This window comes from Rhodococcus shunpengi, from assembly GCF_048381395.1.
Classification (GTDB): domain Bacteria; phylum Actinomycetota; class Actinomycetes; order Mycobacteriales; family Mycobacteriaceae; genus Rhodococcus.
Window position 1 is genome coordinate 104,877 of record NZ_JBLWIU010000036.1, and the last position, 22,759, is coordinate 127,635.

General features: G+C 65.3%; 18 protein-coding genes. 8 read left to right on the top strand and 10 right to left on the bottom strand.

The genetic code is table 11. The features are described from left to right. Positions 1-32: 32 nt before the first annotated feature. From ACNJ7K_RS24750 to ACNJ7K_RS24760, 3 genes are read right to left on the bottom strand one after another with little or no spacing between them, the layout of a single operon-like run. A complete protein-coding gene (locus ACNJ7K_RS24750) occupies positions 33-1,127 on the bottom strand; it encodes a phosphotransferase family protein (RefSeq protein ID WP_487042362.1) in 1,095 nt (364 codons plus the stop codon). Then, positions 1,124-1,840: a TetR/AcrR family transcriptional regulator gene (locus ACNJ7K_RS24755; RefSeq protein ID WP_487042363.1), complete on the bottom strand. Its 717-nt coding sequence runs from the start codon at positions 1,838-1,840 to the stop codon at positions 1,124-1,126. The genes ACNJ7K_RS24750 and ACNJ7K_RS24755 overlap by 4 nt, the downstream gene beginning before the upstream one ends. Next, on the bottom strand, positions 1,833-3,497 hold the full coding sequence (locus tag ACNJ7K_RS24760) for a class I adenylate-forming enzyme family protein (protein WP_487042364.1): 1,665 nt from the start codon (positions 3,495-3,497) through the stop codon (positions 1,833-1,835). The genes ACNJ7K_RS24755 and ACNJ7K_RS24760 overlap by 8 nt, the downstream gene beginning before the upstream one ends. 264 nt (positions 3,498-3,761) lie before the next feature. On the opposite strand from ACNJ7K_RS24760, the gene ACNJ7K_RS24765 reads away from it, so the two are divergent. Further along, positions 3,762-5,087 carry an MFS transporter gene (locus ACNJ7K_RS24765; RefSeq protein WP_487042365.1) on the top strand — a complete coding sequence of 442 codons (1,326 nt, stop codon included), beginning with the start codon at positions 3,762-3,764 and terminating at the stop codon, positions 5,085-5,087. A gap of 104 nt (positions 5,088-5,191) precedes the next feature. Continuing rightward, entirely contained in the window at positions 5,192-5,995 is an 804-nt protein-coding gene (locus ACNJ7K_RS24770) for a helix-turn-helix transcriptional regulator (RefSeq protein ID WP_487042366.1), read from the top strand. A 355-nt stretch (positions 5,996-6,350) separates the two neighbouring features. Here ACNJ7K_RS24770 and ACNJ7K_RS24775 read toward each other — a convergent pair whose 3' ends face one another. From ACNJ7K_RS24775 to ACNJ7K_RS24795, 5 genes are all read right to left on the bottom strand, one after another. Then, positions 6,351-7,520, bottom strand: a complete 1,170-nt coding sequence (locus ACNJ7K_RS24775; protein WP_447816840.1) for an LLM class flavin-dependent oxidoreductase — start codon at positions 7,518-7,520, stop codon at positions 6,351-6,353. A gap of 99 nt (positions 7,521-7,619) precedes the next feature. After that, positions 7,620-8,240 (bottom strand): TetR/AcrR family transcriptional regulator, encoded by a 621-nt coding sequence (locus ACNJ7K_RS24780; RefSeq protein ID WP_487042367.1) that lies wholly within the window; start codon positions 8,238-8,240, stop codon positions 7,620-7,622. Between the two features lie 115 nt (positions 8,241-8,355). Next, the gene (locus ACNJ7K_RS24785) at positions 8,356-9,897 is read right to left on the bottom strand and encodes an acyl-CoA synthetase (RefSeq protein WP_487042368.1); all 1,542 of its coding nucleotides are present in this window, start codon (positions 9,895-9,897) and stop codon (positions 8,356-8,358) included. Between the two features lie 24 nt (positions 9,898-9,921). Beyond that, positions 9,922-11,268, bottom strand: a complete 1,347-nt coding sequence (locus ACNJ7K_RS24790; RefSeq protein ID WP_487042369.1) for an MFS transporter — start codon at positions 11,266-11,268, stop codon at positions 9,922-9,924. Positions 11,269-11,540: 272 nt separating this feature from the next. Continuing rightward, positions 11,541-12,542, bottom strand: coding sequence for an AraC family transcriptional regulator (locus ACNJ7K_RS24795; protein ID WP_487042370.1), 1,002 nt, complete (start codon positions 12,540-12,542; stop codon positions 11,541-11,543). Positions 12,543-12,662: 120 nt separating this feature from the next. Between ACNJ7K_RS24795 and ACNJ7K_RS24800 the strand changes: the two genes are divergently transcribed. The 5 genes from ACNJ7K_RS24800 (at position 12,663) to ACNJ7K_RS24820 (ending at position 18,394) form a co-directional block, all read left to right on the top strand. Further along, positions 12,663-14,123: an aldehyde dehydrogenase gene (locus tag ACNJ7K_RS24800; protein WP_487042371.1), complete on the top strand. Its 1,461-nt coding sequence runs from the start codon at positions 12,663-12,665 to the stop codon at positions 14,121-14,123. 73 nt (positions 14,124-14,196) lie between these two features. Beyond that, positions 14,197-15,009 (top strand): maleylpyruvate isomerase N-terminal domain-containing protein, encoded by an 813-nt coding sequence (locus ACNJ7K_RS24805; RefSeq protein WP_447816846.1) that lies wholly within the window; start codon positions 14,197-14,199, stop codon positions 15,007-15,009. A 51-nt stretch (positions 15,010-15,060) separates the two neighbouring features. Continuing rightward, positions 15,061-15,897 carry an SDR family oxidoreductase gene (locus ACNJ7K_RS24810; protein WP_447816847.1) on the top strand — a complete coding sequence of 279 codons (837 nt, stop codon included), beginning with the start codon at positions 15,061-15,063 and terminating at the stop codon, positions 15,895-15,897. Positions 15,898-15,976: 79 nt separating this feature from the next. Continuing rightward, entirely contained in the window at positions 15,977-17,311 is a 1,335-nt protein-coding gene (locus tag ACNJ7K_RS24815) for a cytochrome P450 (RefSeq protein WP_487042372.1), read from the top strand. A 360-nt stretch (positions 17,312-17,671) separates the two neighbouring features. Next, a complete protein-coding gene (locus ACNJ7K_RS24820; protein ID WP_060650268.1) occupies positions 17,672-18,394 on the top strand; it encodes a M23 family metallopeptidase in 723 nt (240 codons plus the stop codon). 86 nt (positions 18,395-18,480) lie between these two features. On the opposite strand, the gene ACNJ7K_RS24825 is transcribed toward ACNJ7K_RS24820, so the two are convergent. After that, positions 18,481-20,451, bottom strand: a complete 1,971-nt coding sequence (locus ACNJ7K_RS24825; protein ID WP_487042373.1) for a M13 family metallopeptidase — start codon at positions 20,449-20,451, stop codon at positions 18,481-18,483. Positions 20,452-20,563: 112 nt separating this feature from the next. Here ACNJ7K_RS24825 and ACNJ7K_RS24830 point away from each other — a divergent pair, with 112 nt between their 5' ends. After that, a complete protein-coding gene (locus tag ACNJ7K_RS24830; RefSeq protein WP_487042374.1) occupies positions 20,564-21,769 on the top strand; it encodes a serine hydrolase domain-containing protein in 1,206 nt (401 codons plus the stop codon). Here the strand turns inward: ACNJ7K_RS24830 and ACNJ7K_RS24835 are convergent, their stop codons facing one another. Next, the gene (locus ACNJ7K_RS24835) at positions 21,770-22,726 is read right to left on the bottom strand and encodes a peptidase associated/transthyretin-like domain-containing protein (RefSeq protein WP_268654651.1); all 957 of its coding nucleotides are present in this window, start codon (positions 22,724-22,726) and stop codon (positions 21,770-21,772) included. Positions 22,727-22,759 lie beyond the last annotated feature (33 nt).

Genomic DNA, 22,759 nt, shown 5'->3' on the forward strand with positions numbered 1-22,759 from the left:
GATGGGCGCGGTGGATCGTGTGGCCGAGCGGATCAGCCGGACAGGCCCGGAATCGACGACCGGGATGCGCGTTCCAGAGCGCGTTCGAGCAGTGGGCCGACCATGTCGCCGATGCCGTCGAAGCCGTCGCCCTCGGTGTGTCCCTGCAGATGCCGGGCGTGGATGCCTTCGAGGATGACTGCGATCTTGAAGTCCGCGAACACCAGGTACCAATCGATGCCCGATACGTCGATTCCTCGGGCCTGTGCGTAGGCGTGGACAAGGTCGTCACGGGTGGGGAAGCCCGGAAGTGCGGTGGCCCCCGCCGTGATGGGGTTGTGGAATTCGCCTTCGTGATCCCAGAACGAGCACAGGATGCCGAGATCGGTGAGGGTGTCTCCGAGCGTCGACATCTCCCAGTCCAGGACACCCAGGATGCGGGTGGGGTCGACCGCATCGACCATCAGATTGTCGATCTTGAAGTCACCGTGCACGATTCCGGGATGATGGCTTTCGGGCATCGATGCGCGGAGTCGGGAGTGCAGCTCGTCGACCTCCCTGCGGGGAGCCGTCATGGACGAGGTCCACTGCCGCTGCCACCTGTGCAGCTGCCGTTCGAGATAACCGTCAGGGCGTCCCCAGTCGCCGAGCCCGACCTCGGAAGGGTCGATCCCATGAAGGGCCACGAGAGTATCGATCATTGCGTCGGCCAGTGCGGACCGTTGCCCGGGAGTGAGACGTGCGGTGTCCTCCGCCGTGCGGAGCGTGATGCCCTCGAGCTTCTCCATGACGTAGAAGGGAGCGCCGATGAGCGTGGTGTCCTCACACAGTCCGACCGTGCGGGGGACCGGAACGGCACTGTCGTGTAGTGCGGTGAGAGCCCGATACTCGCGACCCATGTCGTGGGCCGTGGCCAGGACGTGCCCGAGTGGGGGGCGGCGGAGAATCCATCGGCGGGTGCCGTCGGTGAGTTCGTAGGTCGGGTTGGAGCGCCCGCCGGCGATCAGCCGTGGCGTGAGTCGATCTCCGACGGTGGCGGTTTCGTTCTCGGCAAGCCACGGAAGTACTCGCCCGCCGTCGAGAGTGGATGTCGAGACGGACGGCGGTGGAGTGTTCTGCGTCGCGTTCGGCTTTGTGGGCACACTCATGTGTTCGGCCTTTCGGCAATCGGTGTCGGATCCGGAGTCGGCCGTCCGGGCGTGCGGTCCGTCGGCGGTGTGTCGGTGGGGACTGCGCCGACCGTTCCGAGCGCAAGTGCGGCGTAACGATCGGCCAGTTCGTCGGGGGAGAGCTCACCACCGGGGCGGTACCAGCTTGCGATGGAATAACCCATGTTGATGATGGCTCTTGCGGCCTCGCGCGGATACGGAGTGGTGAACGATCCCTCGGCGATCCCGCGGTCCACGACGTCGCGGAACAATTGTTCCTGATGGTCGCGCAGGGTGATCACCAGGCGACGTCCCACCTCGTCGAGACTCCGGATCTCCGACGCGCCGATCAGTGCTTCCGCGCGTCGGCTCGTGTGGAACAGTACCCAGGTCTGCACGAGCGCTTCGAGCTGCGACCCGGGGGTTCCGTCGGCTCGCAGTACGGCCGCTCTGGTCAGAGAAATGACGTCACCGAGCACCTTCTCCATGATCTCCTGGAGGATGATCTGCTTGGAAGAGAAATGGTGGTAGATCGAGGCCGGGGTGATGCCCGCGTCCCGAGCGATGTCCCGCACGGAGGTTCCGTGGTAGCCGAGGCGTTGGAAGTTCTCGACTGCTGCGTCCAGAATGTTCGCGCGGCCGGTTCCGCCGTCCGTCTGCGGGCGCGCAGGTCCGTTACGGCGGTCGGGGAGTACGGGCTTCGACTCACCCATTGCGCAGTTCCCGGCGCAACAGTTTGCCACTGGCGTTCTTGGGGAGTTCGTCGAGAACGACAACGGACCGCGGATACTTGTAGGCGGCCATCCTGTCTCGGCAGAACGCGATCAGTTCCTCTTCGCTTGCTGCCTCACCGGCGACGAGGGAGACGAATGCTCTGACGGTCTCGCCGCGATACTCGTCCGGTATGCCCACCACGCAGGCTTCGCGCACTGCGGGGTGCTGGTAGAGGACGTCTTCGACATCGCGTGGCACGACCTTGTATCCACCCGCGTTGATCAGGTCCTTGATCCGGTCCACGACGAACAACCATCCGTCCTCGGTCATCTTGCCGAGGTCGCCGGTGTGCAGCCATCCGTCACGGATCGCACGGGCGGATTCCTCGGGGAGTTGCCAGTAGCCCGGGACGACCATAGGTCCGGCGACGACGATCTCACCCGCCTCTCCCGGGGCCACGTCCCGGCCGCCGATCGGGTCGACGATGCGGATGTGCGTGCCGGGAACGGGAATTCCGACGGACAGTGCGCCACTTTCCGGGTCGGTCGGCGGGTTGATATCCGGTGGACCGAGATGGGTCGGAGAGGTCGTCTCGGTCATGCCGTAAGCCCCGCGCAGGGTCCACCCCGAGGCCGCATGGATTCGATCGACGAGCGCCTGGCTGACAGGCGCTCCACCGGAAGGTGTCTTGGTGAGGGAGGAGACGTCGACCTCGCGAAGGCAGGGATGGTTGGTCAGTGCGATGAATGCGGTGCTCGCACCGATCATGAAGGTTCCCCGCCGATTCTCGATGGTCCGCAACGTGGTTTCGGCGTCGAAACGATGCATCAGAACGAGCGGGGCACCACTGAGGATGTGTACACCGAAGCTGGCGACGAGGCCGGTGATGTGGAAGACCGGTGCCAGGCCGATGACGACATCGCGCTCGGGGTGCAGATCCCACCAACGGGTGTAGACCGTGGAGCTGTGCACCATCGCGCTGTGCAGGTTCATCGCACCCTTGGAACGCCCTGTCGTACCGGAAGTGTAAGTGAGCGAAGCGATATCGGTCGAGGCGAGTGTCGCGGGCGGCGGGCGGTGATCATGATACTCGGCCGACAGGGACTGCCAGTCCGATGTGTCGTCGAAGATCCTGCGAGGCGCCACATGTGGTTCGATCGCCGCTGGCATGACCGCGTTCGGCGTCATGTCGAGGGGATGGGTGGTCACCACGGTGCGCAGTGAGGTCCGGGGCCGTACGTCGGCAACCACCGATTCGTAGAGCTCGCCGAGGCAGATCAGGGCTGTCGCTCCGGAGTCCGTGAGGATGTGGAGAAGCTCCCCGGCCCGCAGCATCGGATTGACCGCGACAGGGACGGCGCGCAGCTTCCACGCCGCCAGGAGTGCCACCAGCCACTGCGGATCGTTCTGCAGGTAGATCGCGACGCGCTCGCCCGATGTCACCCCGTCGTGGTGCAGAGCGGCAGCCAGTGCGTCGGCTGCGCTGTCGATGTCCGCGAAGGACAAGGTGGCATCGAAGTAGTGCACTGCGGGGTGATGGGGGCGGGCGGTCACGTGTTCGTTCCACGCGTCGAGCATCGTCGGGAGCGATCCGGTCAGGTCGGCAGGCACGGATGCCGGGTAGCGCTTCGTCCATGGGGCTACGGCTGCATCCATCCGATTCACCATTCTTCACCTCGACTGTGTCCGAGTGCGTCACCCGCTGCGTGATCTCCGGCGTAGCGAAGCGGAGGTCCGTTTCCGCTCACCGCATGCTTACAACCGAACGATCGTTTGTCAATGCCTGCCATTCTAGGAGTGTCATCGTCTTCAACAGGCAAAACATTCACTTCCTCAGGAAATGGTTGACAATCGATCGTTAGGCATAGAACTATCTCGGGCAATGACCTGGATCACACTTCATATCTGGAGGTCCGACCTATGACCGCACAAGACGTGGGAGCGCGGTCCTCGCGGACCGCGACTGATCAGGACCGGCGGAAGTCGCGCAGAGCCGCCCTCGCAGGCGGCGTCGGCACGCTGATCGAGTACTACGATTTCAGTCTCTACGGTTATATGGCAGTCGTCATCGCTCCCATGTTCTTCCCCAGCGACGATCCCGTGACGTCGCTGCTGTCCGCACTGGCGGTCTTCGGAACGGCGTATCTGATCCGACCCCTCGGCGGAATCGTGTTCGGCCACATCGGTGATCGTTTCGGCCGCAAGAAGGCGTTGATGGCCACGCTGATCTGCATGGGTGTCGGCAGCACGGCGATGGGTCTGCTTCCGACGCCCGCTCAGATCGGGATCTGGGCAACCGTTCTTCTCGTGCTGGTGCGGGTGATCCAAGGATTCTCGGCCGGCGGCGAAGTCGGAGGATCCGCTACTTTCATCTCGGAATCGGCACCGCGCCACCTCAAAGCCACCTACGGATCGTTCACGCCACTCGGTTCCACAGGTGGTTTCGCACTCGCCGCGGCCGTGGCAGGCATCGTTTCGGCTCTCACCACCGACGTGCAGATGGAATCGTGGGGATGGCGCATCCCGTTCCTCCTCGCCCTGCCTCTCACGTTGTTCTGCCTGTGGGTTAGGACCCGCGTAGCGGAGACCCACGACGTCTCGGAGAGCACCGAGGCGGCCCACAGTCCGGTCGGATCGGTCTTCCGGAGGCAGCCACGAGCGCTTCTCCAGGCCACCGCGATCAGTGCCGCGGTCAACGGAACTGCCTACATAGGCTTGACCTACATGGCAATCCACCTCTCCAAGCAACTCGGCTACGACACAGCACCCGTCTACTGGGTGACCACGCTGGCCATCGGCATCGCGGCACTGAGCATGCCGCTCGGGGGTCTGCTCGGCGATCGCGTAGGACTGAACCGGCTGATGACACTGGGGTTCGTCGGTTTCGTGGTGCTCACCTATCCGATGATGGGCATCATGCAGCACAGTTTGTTCGTCGCAGCTGTCGCATTCATCGTGATCATGATGAATTCTGTTGCCACACAGGTGGGTGCCTACACGTTGCTCCCTCAGCTCTTCGACAAGCACTCCCGATACACCGGTGTCGCCATGGGATGGAATCTCGGAGTCATCATCGCCGGGGGCACTGCGCCGTTCTTCGCCGTCTGGCTCGTCGAGCAGACCGGGAACATTCTGGCTCCGTCGTTCTTCGTCATCGCCCTGGCCTTGGTCGGCCTGCTCGCGGTGATGACGATCCGCACGAACCACACCACCGACACCGAGGACAAGGCCGGCGTCACCGGGTAGGTGGCGAACTCGGGCTCGCTCGCGGATATCGATGTCCGGCCCGGTGACCGCCGAATCGGCGTCACCGGGTCGAAGGTCGTGAATGCATCGAGCAGGAGGGAACGATGATGGAACCGCGAGCGTGGCACGACGAGCTCTCCAGAAAGCAGGTGCTGGGAATACTGTCGGTGCTGGAGCAGTGCGAAGAAGCCCGGGGCGGAAAGGCTTTCAAAGAAGCGCTGGTGTGCGCGATATCTACTCACTTCGGCGTGCGAGATGTCACGTTCTTCCACGGCAGGACGTACGCGGAGATCTTCGACGATCCGGCACCGGTACTGACGGGCGCGGCAGCACCACTGCTCACTGCGTACCGGGATCGATGGCAGGACAAGGATGTCTTCGCGCTGCCTCGGTCCCGTCGCACGCTGTCCTCCTGTGGATTCGCGACTCTGGACGAGCTGCCGAGACTGCCGTCGCCGCAGCGCTCCTATGTCGTCGATTATCTGCGCCCGAACGATATCGGCACTGCTTCGGCCATCCACCTGCCTCTCGCCGATGGTGAAGCACTGATCGGAATGTTCGACAAGGTGCGTTCATGGGAGCGGTCCGATCTGATCGCGATGCGGGTGCTTGCACGCCACTTGCGCTCGCGGACGGTGACGGTCGCAATCGCCGAGGAATCGGTGGACCCGTTGGGCAACCTGACTCGGCGTCAACTCGACGTCGCGGAGTTGGTCGGTCACGGGTTGAGCAATGCCGAGATTGCGGAGAGGTTGTCCCTGTCGGAGTTGTCGATCAAGAAGTACATCAGCCGCATCTTCGAAGTGACGGGCCACCGTAATCGGTCGGAGCTGGCGATTGCGGTGCTGCGCCGCGACCGACGGTCACATGCGCAGCACCGCGATCATGAAGCCGATGCGGGCCTGTAGGCGATGACGCTCAGTCCGTTGGGGGACCTCAGAGGCACTCGGACCTCGTGACTGCCCCGGGAAACGTCGCCGACTTCCCACCCGAGTGATCGGGCCCGCTCGGTGACAGCACCGAGGTCGGCCGTGCGGGCGAGCAGAGACCACGCCGGCCCCTCGGACTCGTCGGAGATGCTGAGGACATGCCATGCAGCCCAACCGGTTCCATCGGAGAACTCGGGTTCGCCGAGGACCGCGGACAGGTCGCCCGCGGTCGCAGCCCACCGATCGGTCGAGTGCATCACTGTCACACGCTCGAACAAGGTGCCGAAACCCTCGGCTTCCTGCCGAGCGGGTTGTGCTTCGACGTCCACCCTCGTCACCCGCGGCCGAGTTCTGCTTCGTACTTCTTCGTCATGTGCTCGACGGCCTTGACGTGTTCGGCGGCCTGTCCCTCGCGAACGGCCTGTGCGCGCTCGGCGGCTTCGATCATCGGTTGTGCCTGACCCTGGAAGTACGGCATGACATCCTGGGCGAACAATTCGTAGGAGCGACGTGTGGCCTGAGGGTCGGCCCAGTCGTGTCCCTGGATGAGCAGGGTGCCGAATCCACCGGACTGGTCGATCAGACGCTGCACCTGTCCGCGCGCTTCCTCCGCGGTGCCGATGACGCCGATACCCGAGGTGTTGATGAAGTCGATCATCTCGTGCTTGTTCGTGCCCCGGACGTCCATCTGTGGGAAGGCGGCTACGTGCTGGAGGTAGTTGAACCAGTACTCGATTCCGTGTTCGACGTCCTTGTACGCCTGTTCCTTGGTCTCGGCGATGTGGAACGGGCCGACCAGACGCCACGTGGACCGGTCCACTTCGCCGCTGCGGCCGGCCTGGGCTGCGAATTCTTCCAGCAAGCCCCAATGATGTTGCAGAGCACTGAAACCGTCGGCGGTCAACGTTGCCGCGATGGAGAGCAGGCCGATTCCGTACTTGCCGGCCAGGCGCGCACCGGTCGGAGAAGCGATCGCAGCCACTACGACGTCGAAGAGCGGGTCCGAATACGGTGCCATCTGGATCTTGGCATCGAACAGCTCGTGCGTACGTGTCTTGGCGGAAACAGTCTCGCCTCGGAGCAGCCGCATGATGATGTCGGTGTTCTCCGCAAGCAGTTCGCGGGTGTCGATCTGCGACAGACCGAGCATCGCCGCATCTGTGGGCAGAGAACCGGGGCCCAGTCCGAACAACACCCGGCCTCGGGTGAGATGATCGAGCATGACCATGCGCTCGGCCGCCCACAACGGGTTGTGATACGAGACCGACGTGACGCCCGTGCCGAGCTTGATCCGGCTCGTGCGTTCCCCGGCGGCCGCAATCATGATCTCGGGCGACGCATAGATCTCGGCGCCGGCCGAGTGGTGCTCGCCGAACCACGCCTCGTCGTACCCCAACTGCTCGAGATACTGCACCAGTTCCAGATCACGCTGCAGGAGCAACGTGGGATTCTGTCCTGGCTCGTGGATCGGGGCGAGGAAGGTTCCGAACTTCAACCGGCTCATGCGGCACTCCCTTTGTCGGTGACGTGAGTGATACGAGGCAAAGCTATGACTCACGCCACACACGGGGTAGTCCGCGAAAGTAGACATTCGACGAACGAACTAGGAGGGGGAGTGCACGGGCTCCCTCTGCACCATCGCCAACGCGAGATCTGCGTATCGATGCGCCAACTCGTCGGGTGTCAGCGGTCCGTCGGCCCGCCACCACGTGCACACCGACTGACCCATGTTCACGATCGCGCGAACCGCGTCTCTCGGGTACCGCACGGCGAAAGCGCCCTCTTCGACGCCTCGGTCGATCACGTCACGGAACAGCCCTTCCTGTTCGTCCCGTAAGGCGACGATGAGCCGGCGTCCCGCCTCATCGAGACTTCGCATCTCGGTTGCCCCTACCAGGGCGTCGAGCTGGCGGGTGGTGTGGAACATGACCCAGGCGCGTACCAGGGTCTGCAATTGGGCTTCGGGGGCGCCGCCCGCCCGCAGCAACGCACCTCGAGTCATCGAAATCGCGTCGTGCAACGCCCGGACCATGATGTCCTGCAGGATCTCCTGCTTGGACGCGAAATGGTGGTAGATCGAGGCCACGGTGATATCCGCCCCTCGCGCGATGTCGCGCATGGACGTTCCGTGGTACCCCCGCTCGTTCATGTGGCGCAGCGCCGAGTCGAGGATCGCCTGCCGACCGTTACCCGCACCCGCCGAATCCGACTTCGCTGCGCACATGCTTGGATCTGTCCTTCCTGCCGAAATCGGTGTCAGCGTAGTCGTCCCCGCCGGCACCACCGGACGGAGTCCGCCTTCGGCGTCGTCCGTCCGGACCCGGTCCGCGTGCAACTCCCTATGCCGGTGCTCGGGTGAAGTGCTCCTGCAACGCTCGTTTCACGAGCTTGCCGGTGGGGGTGCGAGGGAGGTCGTCGGTGAAGACGATCCGGCGTGGGAGTTTGTACTTGGCGATGCGTTGTTGCAGGTAGGCGGCAAGTTCGTCGATAAGGGCCTCGTTACCGGTCACCCCCGGAGCGGGATGTACGACTGCGGTGACGACCTCGCCCATCTCGGCGTCCGGCACCCCGATCACTCCTGCATCGAGCACCTTCGGGTGTTCGACGAGAACGTTCTCGATTTCCTGCGGATAGATGTTGACTCCACCCGAGATGATGAGAAACGAGCCGCGGTCGGTCAGGAACAGGTAACCGTCCTCGTCGAGGTAACCGACATCTCCGGTCGTCGTCCAGGTGGGGTGATCCGGATGTTGGGCGTCGCGCGTCTTCTCTGGGGCGTTGTGGTACTCGAACGGCAGCGTCTCGCGCTCGAAATAGATGGTGCCGATCTCTCCGGCCGGCAGTTCCGACCCGTTCTCCCCGCAGATGTGGACGGCACCGAGAACAGGGCGCCCGACCGTTCCGGGCTTGCGCAGCCATTGTTCGGTGTCGACGATGGTCAATCCGTTGAGTTCGGTGGAGGAGTAGTACTCCGACAGGATCGGGCCCCACCATTCGATCATCTGCCGTTTGACCTCGACCGGGCACGGTGCTGCAGCGTGCACCGCGACCTGCAGACTCGACACGTCGTAGCGCTCTCGCACCTGCTCGGGAAGCTTGAGCATGCGCACGAACATGGTGGGCACCCACTGGCTGTAGGTGACCCGATACCGCTCGATGTACTCGAGTGCCCTCTCGGCGTCGAAGCGATCCATCACCACGGCCGTGCCGCCGAGGGCCTGAACCGCGGCGCAGGTGCGCAGCGGTGCGGCGTGGTACAGCGGAGCGGGCGACAGGTAGACGGTGTCGGAGTTCACGTTCCACACTTCGGCGTTCATCGCCGTCATCGTGTCACCGGGTTCGTGGACCTGGCGTTCGGGCAGTGCCGGTTTGATGCCCTTCGGTCGACCGGTGGTGCCGGACGAGTACAGCATGTCGGCCCCGCGCGGTTGGTCGTCGAGAGGTGCATCGGATTCGCCGGCCGCCGCGACGTCCAGGTCGGAGAATCCGGCAACTGCGCCTCCGAAGGAGAGTCGGTGCGTGGTGCTCGGGATCAGCGGCACCAAGGCGTCGGCGATCTCCGTCAATGCCGCGTCGACGATGACGGCCCTGGCGCCGCAGTCGGTGACGATGTATGCCGCTTCGGCGGGGGTGAGATGCCAATTCACCATGGTGATGTACAAGCCGGACCGCATGGCAGCCCAATAGATGTCGAACACGCGAAGGTTGTTGGTGGACAACACTGCCAGGTGGTCGCCGCGCCGCAGTCCCAGTGTCTTCAGGTGACGGGCGATGCGGATCGAATTGGAATCGAGTTCGGCGAAGGAGACAGTGTCGCCGGTGTCGGCCATGATCGCGGCCGGCTTGTTCGGTGTGGTGTCCAGATATGCACCGGGATACATCACTACTCCAAGGTTCGGGAGGGGTCAGCGGCGTCGGCGGGCGAGGGCGACCAGGCAGACGAGAGCGAACAGTGCGAGCGCCACGTTCATCATGCCGACCCGCCAGAAGTTCGACACGTCGCCGTTGATCAAGGCAACCATCGCCATGGGTGCCATGCCACCGAGGATCGCTGCGGCCTGATAACCCAATGACGCTCCGGAATAGCGGATCTCAGGCGGGAAGAGTTCGGAGAACAACGCGGCCTGCGGACCGGTCTGGAACGACATGACCACGCACGAGACGATCAAGGCGATGGCCAGCGGCCAGATGTTCTCCGGCGTGGAGGACCCGATGAGAAGCCACATCGGCACCGCCCACAGTCCCATACCGATGATGCCGATTCCGTAGATGAGCTTGCGGCCGTACAGATCCGACAGGTACGCGGTCAGGGGAACCATCGGCACGAGCACGCCTGCGGCGATCAGGATGATCGTCAGGACATCGGAGCGCGCGATGCCGAGGTCGGTGGTCGCCACCTGCACCGAGCCGGTGATGGTGATGTAGAACATGACGATACCGACGAGGTAGGTGCCTCCGGCCATGAGGACCGTGCCACTGTTGTGCCGTAGGACCTCGAGGATCGGGGAGCGGCGCTGCGCCGGCGCTTGCGCGAGTTTGGCTTCCACTTGCTGGAACTCGGGCGTTTCCTCGAGGTAGCGATGGATCACGAATGCCACGACGAGCATGAAGAGGCTGATCCAGAACGGCACCCGCCATCCCCACGAGGTGAATGCTTCGGGAGAGACCGCCCAGGCCATCACGAGGAAGATGGCATTCCCCACGACCACACCGATCGGGATGCCGAGCTGGGCGAAGCTGCCGTAGAAGCCGCGGCGGTTTGCGGGAGCGTACTCGGTGGCCAGTAGAACTGCGCCACCCCACTGGGCTCCGACCGCCAAACCCTGGCAGATACGCAGGAGTACGAGCATCGCCGGTGCGAGCCAAGCGATCGAGGTGTTCGGCACGAATCCGATCAGTGTCGTCGCGACACCCATGATCAGAATGGCGGCTACCAGAACAGGCTTGCGACCGTATTTGTCACCGAAGTGGCCCGAGACGATTCCACCGATCGGACGAGCTATGAATCCGACGGCGACCGTCGCGAACGAGTTGAGTGCTGCAACCACTTCACTGTCGGTGGCGAAGAACGTGGTGTTGAACACCAGCGCCGCGGCAGTGGCGTAGATGAAGAAGTCGTACCACTCGAGGGAGGTCGACACCGCGGCAGCGAAAGCGGCCTTGCGGGCGGGTCGGCGTGACTGGAGACGCGCAGCGTGCACGGCCTCGTCGAGAGGCGCGTCCTTCGCTCGGAAACCCGAATGGGTAGCCATGGAGGCCCTTCCTGTCGGAGATGATTGCCAAGCGATCGTTCGGTCGGCGTCCGAGACATTATGTGACCCACGGCACCGCGTCAACCTCTTGCCCGATCGCTCCGGCACGTTGCTCCGTCGACGATTCTTCTTTTGCTACTGGGAAATAGGCTCGCTGCGTCGATATCGTTCCGGGATCGACGAAAAGGGCCGAATCGAACAGGGACGTCAGGCGAACATTCGTTTGCCTGCAGATGAGTATCCTGCCGCTGGGCGGCGAGGGCCCGGAGCCGCTACGGCGTGATGGTCAGCTCGCGCCGTTTACCCAGCGGGGTGGCCCCGAACCATCGCCGGCAACTCCGAGTCAGTGTGCTCTGCTCGGAGTATCCGAGTTGCTGGGCGATCGTCGCCAGCGGGACGGAGCGGTTCGCGAGCAATCCGAGCGCGATCTCCCGGCGGGTCTCGTCGACGAGGTGTTCGAAGGTGGTATCCGATTCTGCCAGGCGGCGTTGAAGGGCGCGCGGATGCATCATCATCAGTTCGGCAACCTCCCCGAGGGTCGCTGCCCCGGCCGGTAACGCTCGCACGACGACAGAAGACACCACGTCGGGAAAGGAGGCGGCCCGGTCGCGGCCGGCCATGAAGCGGATGGCGATGTCGTGTGCCAGCGGGTCGATGCCGGGAGGTCGCCGCTGCAGGAGTCCGCGCGGGAAGCGCAGCAGGTTGGCAGGTGCGTCGAACTCCACGGGACAGTCGAAGTACTCGCGGTAGACCTCGGGTCGGGCGATCGCAGGGTGGGTGAACGCGACCCGCGTGACCGGGAAGTCGTCTCCTCCGAGCATCCGGAATGTGGACAGGGTGACGCCGAGTGCCAGTTCGGCGAGGTGATCGCGATAGGGGAGGCGCCGCGGCAGGGTCCGGAATTCGTAGGCGACGTCGGTGCCGTTCACCCGGAGGTGTGTCGTCATGGCCGGGCTGTAGACATGGGTGAAGTCGGTGACCTCGCGGAGTGCGTCGCCGAGGGTTTCCGCATTCCTCGCGACGATGGCCAGCGGACCGAGGATATCGGGGCTCTGGCGCGCGGCGAGGCGGAGGGCAAAATCGGGTGCCGCGAACTCACGCGCGCACAGCCCGAGCAGTGTTCCCAACGAACTGAACGGGACGAATTGATCGTGCATACCCACCGCTGTCGGGTCGATTCCGACCCGTTCGAAGATATCGGCAGGATCGCCACCCAGTTCGCCGATGAGTTCGGGGGCCTGGGTGAGTGAGGATGCGCTGATCAGGTCAGCCATGTGTCGAAATGTAAAAAAATTGTCGTGAGATGTCAATCTTCACCCGAATGCTCGATGTGACGATAGGCACACGCGGAAACCCGAGCGGACCGCACTGAACATCTTCCTCGAGGAGAATTGATGTCCACCACTACATTCGATGCGGTTCGCACGTCGTTCTTCATCGGCGGGGGCTGGCGGAGTCCGTCCGGATCGGCCTCGATCCCGGTGATCTCCCCGCTGACGGAACAGCTGATCGGGAGCGTTCCCGAAGCTTCCGAAGCCGACGTGGATGCTGCCGTGAACGCAGCGGTCGACGCGTTCCGCGGCACCGAATGGCGCACCTCGAGTCACGCCGAGCGCGCCGTGTACCTCCACAGGTTCGCGGATGCACTCGAGGCTCGCGCCGAGGTGCGTGCCACGACCGTCACGCGCGAGAACGGGATGCCTATCGAACTCGCCCGGTTCGCCGAGGGCGCGGCTCCCGTTCAATTGCTCCGCTACTACGCCGACCTCATCGAGACGGCGGCTCCCGAGGAGCGCCGAGCCAGTCGGCCGATACCCGGTACGACGGTGGTGCGTCGCGATCCGATCGGCGTGGTAGCCGCGATCGCTCCATGGAACTTTCCCGCCGTCCTCTCGATGTTCAAGATCGCTCCGGCTCTTGCTGCCGGCTGCACGGTAGTGCTCAAACCGTCGCCCGAAACAACCCTGGACTCCTACATTCTCGCGGAAGCCGCCCTCGAGGCAGGCCTACCACCCGGTGTTCTCAACATCGTCAACGGCGGTGCCGACCTCGGTCGATATCTGGTGTCCCATCCCGGAATCGACAAGGTTGCCTTCACCGGTTCGACCGCCGCGGGTCGGCACATCGGCCGGACGTGTGGCGAGATGATTCGTCCGGTCACGCTCGAACTCGGAGGCAAGTCCGCCGCCATAGTCCTCGACGATGCCGACGTGGAGCGGGCCGTGACGGGTCTTGCTACTGCGTCGCTGCTCAATTCCGGACAGACCTGTTACATGTCGACGAGGGTCCTGGTCCCCCGGAACATGTATTCGACGTACCTCGATGCCGTCACGGCCATGGCGTCCGGCCTTGTGGTGGGCGACCCACTCGATCCGAAAACCTATGTCGGACCGCTCGTCAGCGACCGTCAACGTCAGCGAGTGCTCTCCTTCATCGAGCAGGGCCGTGCCGAAGGTGGCACCATCACCACCGGCGGCGGCCGACCCGATGACATCGGTCGAGGCTTCTTCGTCTCGCCCACCGTGTTCGGCGGCGTCGACAACGCCGCCACAATCGCCAGAGAAGAGATCTTCGGCCCCGTCCTCGCGGTCCTGTCCTACGACTCCGTCGACGACGCAATCGCTTTGGCGAACGACTCCGACTACGGACTCGGCGGCACCGTATGGACCACCGACGACGACCGTGGACTCGACGTCGCACGACGGGTCGATACCGGCTCCTTCGGCGTCAACACCTTCAACCTCGACTGGGGCTCCCCGTTCGGCGGCGTCAAAGCCAGCGGCATCGGACGTGAGCTCGGACCCGAGGGCCTCGCCTCGTATCAGCGGACCAAGTCGATCTTCCTGGCCTCCTGATCCGGTCGCCCGGTGAACATCCCCGCACACCGGACCTTTCAGCCCTGTCGATCAACCGAAAGGTATGTTGCGCATGTCCGAACCCGGCGTAGTCGCCGCACGCGCACTCTCCGATGTCACTCTCGAAATGCTCCCCGAGCTCACGGCGGACGATTGGGCCGCCGACAGTGCCTGTCACGGATGGCGTATCCACGACGTCATCGGCCACATGGGCTTCTTCTTCAACTTCATCGCCGATCCCGATCTCGTCCTGCCCGACAACCCGAGCGGAACGAGTGAACGGCTCAACGATGCCGCCGTCCGCGAGCGTGCCGACTGGCCCACATCGAGAGTGATCGACTACTACCGCGAACAGTCGGCTGCCGGACTGGCTGCACTCGAGGTACTGCAGACCCCGGGAACAAGGGATGTACCGGTAAACATGCTCGACCTCGGCACCTATCGTCTTGCACAGCTCAGCGACGCAGTAGCTTTCGACCACCTCGTGCACCTCACCTCGGACATCCTGGCACCGAACGGCCCGCTGCCCGGCGAACGGCTCGTCGGCGGCTCGTTCGACGCCACCACTGTCCTCGGCCCCGCCATCGACTGGATGATCGCAGGTCTCCCGCAGATGTGCGGAAGGAATGTCCGCTCGGTGCTGAGACGGCCCGTCGGTCTCGCGCTGGTAGGACCGATCGAGCGTCGCTTCGTCATCGATGTCGATATGGACAGCGAGTCGGTTGTCGTCACCGAAACCGACGACCTTCCCGACGACGTGGCCACTTCGGACGCCCTCGATTTCCTACGCTGGGGCACCGTCCGCTCTGCCTGGCGGTCGGCCGTCGACATCTCCGGCGACCGTGAACATCTCGGCGCGGTCCTCGACGTCGTCGACATCGTGTGATCTGCCGCTCCGACTCTCCCCAACCGAATACCCATCCATCGAGGAGTTTCCGTGTCCCCATACCTCCAGGACAAAGTCATCATCGTCACCGGAGCCGGTAGTGGCTTCGGCAAGCTCATCTCCGAAAAGTGCGCGGCGGGCGGCGCGAAGGTTGTCGGCGTCGATGTCAACGCCCCAGCGCTTGCAGAGGTGTTCGACGGTATCCTCGCCGCCGGGCATCAGGGCAGCTACCAGGTTGCGGACGTGACCGACTACGAGCAGGTCGCAGCAGCGGCCCGTCATGCCGTGGACAGCTATGGAGCGATCGATGTACTCGTGAACAACGCCGGCGTCATGCCGCTGGCGTACTTTTCCGATCACGAACAAGCATTGCCCAAGTGGGACAAGGCGATCGACATCAACATCAAAGGTGTCGTCCACGGCATCTCGGCCGTCTACGACCAGATGATCTCGCAAGGACGCGGACAGGTCGTGAACATATCGTCGATCTACGGCAACGCAGGAATTGCAGGGTCGGGTGTGTACAGTGCCACCAAGGCCGCCGTCACCGTCCTGTCGGATTCCCTGCGGATCGAATCCAAGGGCAAGATCAAGGTGACGACGGTCAAGCCGACCGGGATCACCGGTACGAACCTGGCTAGCTGGATCGTCAACGATTCCGCGATCTTCGGTCTCGTCGGGCATCGCGCCGAGCAGTACGCCGGCCATGTCACGGACCTGATGGAAGGAACGCTCGCGCCCGAACTGTCCGACGTCGACTCCGTCGAGTACTGGCTCATCCAGCCCGATGACCTCGCAAACGCCGTGGTACACGTCATCGACCAACCCTGGGGCATCAGTCTGTCCGACGTCACCGTGCGCGCGAGCGGTGAGGACTACTTGTACTGAACCAGGTACTCCCGGCGTTTGAAAACGGTCGTGAGGGGGATTCTCCATAGGTCCTGTCCCCTCGACGTCGGGAGCGCCTGTGCCTGCAACGACCGCGACCGTTTCGCCCACCGACGCCGCTCGGCTCCTCGGGCAGGTGGCCGTGCCGTTCGTGGCGGTGGGACCGATCGCTCGTCGGCGTTGGGCGATGAAGTTGCTCGAGAAGAACCAGTCCGATGCCGGCGTGGTCCGCCTGGTCGCCGATCTACGGAAGCGGCACGGTGACGGACCGGTGGTCGTGCCGATCCCCGGCCGCACCCTCGCGATCGTCCTGACACCCGAGGATGTGGACCGGATCCTGCGCACCGACACGGCGTCGTTCACTGCGGCCAATAAGGAGAAGGTGGCCGCACTCAGTCCGTTCCAGCCCAACGGTGTGCTCATCTCCCGAGGGGACATCCGCGCCCAGCGACGCGCGTTCAACGAGTCGGTCCTCGAACCGGAACACGCCCTGCACCGTCTCGCGGCCGAGTGGGTTCCCGTGATCGAGCAGGAGGCGCAGAATCTGCTCGAGCACGCGAGGTCGCGCGGTGAACTCGACGCTCCTGATTTCGTGAAGACCTGGTGGCGCCTCGTTCGGCGACTCGCGTTCGGCGACGCCGCCCGCGACGACGAGAGCATCACCGACCAGTTGTGGACGCTGCGCTCGAACGGGAACTGGTCGTTCGCGCATCCGCTCCGGCACCGCCTGCGCGATCGGTTCACCCAGGACCTGCACCGTCATGTCACGGCGGCTCCGTCCGAGAGTCTGGCCGGGGTGGTCCGGGACCTCGCAGCGCCGGCGTCCGTCGACCCGATCGGGCAGATGCCGCACTGGTTGTTCGCGTTCGACGCCGCAGGCATGGTCAGCGCCCGAACCCTGGCGGTGTTGTCGACCCATTCCGAGCAGCGTCTGCGCGTCGAGTCGGAATTGTCGGGAACCGAAGCCGGGACACCGCAGGTCTACGAGTACCTGCGGGCCTGCGTGTTGGACACGACCCGGCTGTGGCCGACCACTCCGGTGATCCTCCGGGACTCCGTGGAAGAGACCACGTGGAGCGACGGTGCGAGTGGTACCTCCACGATTCCCGCCGGTACGGGCTTCGTGATCCTGTCCTCGGCCTTCCACCGCTCCGACGACCTGCCGTTCGCCGACACCTTCGAACCCGAGATCTGGCTCGACGGCCGCGCCGAGCGCTATCCCGCGCTCGTGCCGTTCAGCGCCGGACCGACGGTGTGCCCCGGGCGCAGCATCGTGCTGTTCGCGGCGAGCACCTTCCTTGCGACTCTGCTCCGGTCCGCCGAGTTCACCGTGGTGTCGGATATGAAGCCGGATCCGGCGCGTCCGCTGCCCGCGACGTTCGACAATTTCGGTCTGCGTTTCGCGGTGCGGTAGGACCCTCTCGGCTGGGGCCGCGATACCGCCTCCATACCCCATCGGAGACCGTTTCCCCGTTATCCGATGGCGTGACGTCACTCACTGTTTACCCCGGTTTTGCGTCCAACGCGTGAGGTCGATGGTGTCGATGTGATTCGAGTAGGGCAAATCGGGCGCCTTTTGTCCGATACCGGTCGGTTTGGAGTCGAGCCGACACGCTGAGGTCGTCAAAGGTAGAAGTACTCTGTGATGGAATCGTGACCCTTTCGTTACCGAGGGCCTGTCCCAGAGGAAACTGCTGTGATCCGAAATCCTGAATCCACCCACACCCGAGAAGCCACCGATCTGCGCCGGCGCGCAACCCGCGCCGGCAGGTGGATGGCAGTCGCGGTCCTCGCGAGCGCCGTCACCGTCGGCGGAACTACGGTCGCGAACGCTGCAGGCGACCGGGTCCGCGTCGAGTCCGCCACCGCATGGACGGGCGCCGGGGAGAACCTCTCGACCGCACCGCAGGTGCTGAAGGTCGCCGGTGTCGACGCATCGCACTACACCGAGAAGCTGAACCGCGCCGCCGAGCGGGAAGCACAGCGTGTCGCCGAGGCGATCGCTGCCCAGGAGGCAGCACAGCGTGCCGAGGCCGAGCGGATCGCCCGCGAGGCCGCCGAGCAGGCCGCTCGTGAGGAGGCCGCGCGTCGCCCCGCGCTCGCCTTCCCCGCTGCAGGAACGCTGACGTCCGGCTTCGGCCCGCGTTGGGGGACCAACCACAACGGTATCGACGTCGCCAACTCGATCGGCACGCCCATCGTCTCCGTCACCGACGGCGTCGTGATCGAATCCGGTCCGGCCTCGGGCTTCGGCCTGTGGGTGCGCATCGCGCAGGACGACGGCACGACCGGCGTCTACGGCCACATCGATCAGTCCCTCGTCTCGGTCGGCCAGCACGTCCGCGCCGGTGAGCAGATCGCCACGATGGGCAACCGCGGCCAGTCCACCGGACCGCACCTGCACTACGAGGTGTGGCAGCCGGGCGGCGCCAAGGTCGACCCCATCCCGTGGTTCCACGCGCGCGGCGTTCCGGTGCCGAGCTCGCACCTCGGCTGATCCGGTAGGCGACAGCCCGGGAACGAAACCTGAAAACGACCACTGCCCCGACGCATTCCGCGTCGGGGCAGTGGTCGTGCGTGGAGCTACCAGATACGCACGCGCTCCGAAGGTTCGAGATACAGCCCGTCGCCCTCGCTGACCTCGAACGCGTCGTAGAACGCGTCGATGTTGCGGATCACGCCGTTGCAGCGGAACTCCGGCGGCGAGTGCGGGTCGACGGCGAGGCGTCGTGACGCCTCTTCGTCACGAACCTTCGTACGCCACACCTGCGCCCACCCGAAGAACACGCGCTGCAGCCCGGTCAGGCCGTCGATGACGGGCGCGGGCTTGCCGTCGAGCGCGATCTCGTAGGCCTTCAACGCGATCGACAGACCACCGAGATCACCGATGTTCTCGCCGATCGTGAAGCTGCCGTTGACGCGCTGTCCGGGAAGGGCTTTCGGCTCGAACTCGTCGTACTGCGCGATGAGTGCGGCGGTGCGCTTGCCGAATTCCTCGCGGTCCGAATCGGTCCACCAGTTCTCCAGATTGCCGTCGCCGTCGTACTTCGCGCCCTGGTCGTCGAAACCGTGGCCGATCTCGTGCCCGATGACCGCGCCGATACCGCCGTAGTTCGCGGCGTCGTCGGCATGCAGGTCGAAGAACGGAGGCTGGAGAATCGCGGCGGGGAAGACGATCTCGTTCATCCCCGGGTTGTAGTAGGCGTTGACCGTCTGCGGCGTCATGAACCACTCGCCGCGATCGACCGGACCACCGAGCTTGCCGAGATCGCGGTCGTACTCCGCGGCGTACCCGCTGCGGTAGTTGCCCACCACGTCGTCCGCGGTGATCGTCACGGCGGAGTAGTCGCGCCAGGTGTCGGGATAGCCGACCTTGGGCGTGAACTTCTCGAGCTTGCGCAGCGCGGCCTCGCGCGTGGCCGGGCTCATCCATTCGAGGTCGGTGATGGACTGCCGGTACGCCTCGGTGAGATTGTCGACGAGCACCTGCATGCGCGTCTTCGCCTCGGCGGGGAAGTGCCGTTCGACGTAGAGCTTGCCGACGGCCTCGCCGAGAAGGTCCTGCACGAGCGACACGCCGCGCTTCCAGCGGTCCCGGATCTCCTGCGTACCGGTGAGCGTGCGGCCGTAGAAGGCGAAGTTCTCGTCGACGAACGCCTCGGACAGATACGGAGCCCGCGCGCGCAGCACCCGCCACACCGCCCAGGCCTTCCAGTCGTCGAGGTCCTCGTCGGCCCACAGCGTCGCGAACGTCTCGAGGAAGCTCGGCTGACGGACGACGATCTCCGCCCACTGTTCGGTGGTCGCGCCGGTCGCGGTGAGCCATCCGGTCCAATCGAACTGCGGAAGATCGGTGAGCAGCGAGTCGAGGGTGAGCAGGTTGTAGCTCAGGTCGGCATCGCGACGCTTGACCACGTCCCAGTGCCCGGCGGCCAGCTTCGTCTCGAGCGCGACCACCTTCGCCGCGTCGTAGGGCAGGTCGGCGAGGGCGAACATCCGGCCGATGTGGGCGGTGTACCGGCCGCGGATCTCGGTGTAGCGGTCCTCGCGGTAGTACGACTCGTCGGGCAGCCCGAGCCCGCCCTGCGAGACATGCACGAGATACCGCTCGGAGTTCTTCGAATCGGTGTCGACGTAGTGCGCGAGCGCGCCCGTCACGCCGGCGCGCTGCAACCGGCCCAGCACCGCCGCGAGCGCGGCGCGGTCGGCAGCTCCCGAGACCGCCCCGAGTTCCTCGCGGATCGGATCGAGACCGGCGGCCTCGATCGTCGCGGTGTCCATGAACGAGGTGTAGAGGTCGCCGATCTTCTGGGCGTCGGTGCCCGGCTCGGCGCCGGACGCCGCGGCTTCTTCGATGATGGTCCGCACGTCGACCTCGGCCTTGTCGGCGAGCGTGCGGAAGGCTCCGTCGAGCGCGCGGTCGGCGGGGATCTCGTGTTCGGCGAGCCATCGGCCGTTCACGTGTTCGAAGAGGTCGTCCTGGGGGCGGACCCGTTCGTCGACGTGTCCGAGATCGATGCCGGAGCGAATCTCCGAGTTCTGCGCGAGGGTCATGCTCCCCATCCTTACATCGGATGGGTAGGTCGTGCAGTCACCCGCGGACCGGACCGCCGTAGAAGTGGGAGAACACCCTCGGGAGCGTTTACATACTCCTACCATCGCCCTCATGACCGAAGGTTCCACGACGGAGCCGCCCGCGGCGACCCCGTCGACACAGATGCTGGTCGATCCCCGCTTCATGCCTGTCGCGGATCTGTTCTTCCGGATGTTCTACAAGCCGGGCCAGGGCGGCGGTGCTCTCGCCTGCTACCTGCACGGCGAACCCGTCCTCGACATCTGGGCGGGCTGGGCCGCGCGCGACAAGCGGTGGACCCGCGACACCGTCGTGCTGTCGTTCTCCACCGGCAAGGGAGTGGCCAGCACGGTGGTGCACCGCCTCGCCGAGCGTGGCCTGCTCGACTACGACGCGGCCGTGGCCGAGTACTGGCCGGAGTTCGCCGCGGCCGGCAAGGAGACCATCACGCTGCGACAGCTCATGTCGCACCGCGCCGGACTGCACAGGTCGCGCGGTCTCGTGCCGGGTCGGGAGGGACTGCTCGACTCCGAGGCGGTGGCCGCCGCGCTCGCCGCCTCCCCGCCCGATCCACGACGCTTCCACGGGCCGGGTTATCACGCCGTCACCTACGGCAACCTGGTCGCCGAGGTCGCGTCACGCGTGACCGGGGCGCCCTTCCAGGAACTCGTGCGCACCGAGATCGCCGAGCCGCTCGGCACGGACGAGTTCTGGTATCACGTGCCCGAGGACCAGCGGCACCGCATCGCCCGGGTGTTCCCCAAGGTCAACTTCCTGCCGGCACCGTGGACGACGGCGTCGGCGGTGCTGTCGCGCGCGCCGGGCGTGCGGGGTCTCGCCGAGGCAGGCATGGCGGAGGGCTTCGACGAGCTGATGCGCAGTCCGTCCGCGCACGACGCCGTCATGCCGGGATGGAACGGTGTGTTCACCGCTCGGGCCCTGGCCCGCATGTATGCGGCGATCGCGAACGGTGGAGCGATCGACGGTGCCCGCCTGCTGAAGGAGGACACCGTCGACCAGCTGCTCGAAGTGCAGACCCGGCGACGCGACTACGTCCTCGGCATCCGGCCCAACTGGCGGCTGGGTTATCACCCCGGGTGGGTCGCCCTGAGGCAGCAGCCGCTGCGGTCGGTCGGCCACTACGGCTTCGGCGGTTCGGGAGCGTTCGCCGACCCGGAGACCGGATTGTCGGTCGCGTTCGTCACCAACCGCATGGGCAACACCTTCACCACGATCTCCGACGGCCGGTTCCCGAGACTCGGCGCGGCGGCGGTGACGGCCGCGCGGCGGGCAGGGTGATCAGACGTCGACACCCACGTTGACCGCGGCGAGGACCCGGTCGCCCTGACGTGCGGTGACCGTCGTCCCCGTCGGGTCGTGGATCGAGTCGGTGTCGTTGCGGGTGTCGCGGCCGCTGTGCTCGGTGTACGGCTCGACCGTCGAGAAGATCTCGTCGGTGAGCGCGTCGTCGAAGTACAGCTGCGTGGTGAGCACCGTCGACCGATCGATGTGCACCTTCAGATGGATGTGCACGGTGCGGCCGCGGTACCAACCGGGATAGATCGTGTCGAAGAAGACGATGCCGTCGGCATTCGTCACCTGCGCGCCGCGCAGGTATGTGCCGTCGTCGGTGGTCGTGGCCTCCACGTCCCCCGAGCTGTACGAGCCGTCGGACGTCTCGCCGGAACCCGGTGCTCCGGGCATCCCGGGCGGTGGGCCCATCCCGGCGGGCGGCTGCATGCCTTCCGGGGGTGCCATCCCCTCCGGTGGACGCCCACCCGCCGGCGGAACCGGGCCACCCGGGAAGGCCGTGCCCGATTCGAAGCCCGAGTACTCGCCCCCGGCGTCGCAGTGCCAGATCTCGACGACGGCGTTCGAGACCGGAGCCGAGGACCCACCGGGATCGCAGTTCGCGAGATCCTGCACCCGCACCGCCAGCGTGAGGGGAAGGCCAGGCCGGTCCTCGACGATGTCGCGGCGGATGGAGTCGACGTCGAACCAGTACGGTCCCTGCGTCACCTCGGCGCTCATCACGCAGCTCGGTGCGTCGTCCAGCATCGCGACGAGCTGCGCGTCGATGCCGGTCGCGGTGGATGTCGTGGTGGTCGCCGCCGATGCGGTGCCGGTCGTCGCGGTGGTCGATTCGTTCGTGCCGCACGCCGCCGCAATCAGCCCACCCAGGCCGATCGTTCCGCCGAGCGCCAACGCCCGTCGGCGGCTGACACGTCTGCGGCTCGCCTCGACGTCCTCGTTCATGATCTCTCCTCCGTGCGTTCTTGTTCCGACCAT

Coding starts and splice junctions, on each gene's coding strand:
- ACNJ7K_RS24750 (WP_487042362.1), bottom strand. CDS start 1,127: ATGAGTGTGCCCACAAAGCCGAACGCGACGCAGAACACTCCACCGCCG.
- ACNJ7K_RS24755 (WP_487042363.1), bottom strand. CDS start 1,840: ATGGGTGAGTCGAAGCCCGTACTCCCCGACCGCCGTAACGGACCTGCG.
- ACNJ7K_RS24760 (WP_487042364.1), bottom strand. CDS start 3,497: ATGGATGCAGCCGTAGCCCCATGGACGAAGCGCTACCCGGCATCCGTG.
- ACNJ7K_RS24765 (WP_487042365.1), top strand. CDS start 3,762: ATGACCGCACAAGACGTGGGAGCGCGGTCCTCGCGGACCGCGACTGAT.
- ACNJ7K_RS24770 (WP_487042366.1), top strand. CDS start 5,192: ATGATGGAACCGCGAGCGTGGCACGACGAGCTCTCCAGAAAGCAGGTG.
- ACNJ7K_RS24775 (WP_447816840.1), bottom strand. CDS start 7,520: ATGAGCCGGTTGAAGTTCGGAACCTTCCTCGCCCCGATCCACGAGCCA.
- ACNJ7K_RS24780 (WP_487042367.1), bottom strand. CDS start 8,240: ATGTGCGCAGCGAAGTCGGATTCGGCGGGTGCGGGTAACGGTCGGCAG.
- ACNJ7K_RS24785 (WP_487042368.1), bottom strand. CDS start 9,897: ATGTATCCCGGTGCATATCTGGACACCACACCGAACAAGCCGGCCGCG.
- ACNJ7K_RS24790 (WP_487042369.1), bottom strand. CDS start 11,268: ATGGCTACCCATTCGGGTTTCCGAGCGAAGGACGCGCCTCTCGACGAG.
- ACNJ7K_RS24795 (WP_487042370.1), bottom strand. CDS start 12,542: ATGGCTGACCTGATCAGCGCATCCTCACTCACCCAGGCCCCCGAACTC.
- ACNJ7K_RS24800 (WP_487042371.1), top strand. CDS start 12,663: ATGTCCACCACTACATTCGATGCGGTTCGCACGTCGTTCTTCATCGGC.
- ACNJ7K_RS24805 (WP_447816846.1), top strand. CDS start 14,197: ATGTCCGAACCCGGCGTAGTCGCCGCACGCGCACTCTCCGATGTCACT.
- ACNJ7K_RS24820 (WP_060650268.1), top strand. CDS start 17,672: ATGGCAGTCGCGGTCCTCGCGAGCGCCGTCACCGTCGGCGGAACTACG.
- ACNJ7K_RS24825 (WP_487042373.1), bottom strand. CDS start 20,451: ATGACCCTCGCGCAGAACTCGGAGATTCGCTCCGGCATCGATCTCGGA.
- ACNJ7K_RS24830 (WP_487042374.1), top strand. CDS start 20,564: ATGACCGAAGGTTCCACGACGGAGCCGCCCGCGGCGACCCCGTCGACA.
- ACNJ7K_RS24835 (WP_268654651.1), bottom strand. CDS start 22,726: ATGAACGAGGACGTCGAGGCGAGCCGCAGACGTGTCAGCCGCCGACGG.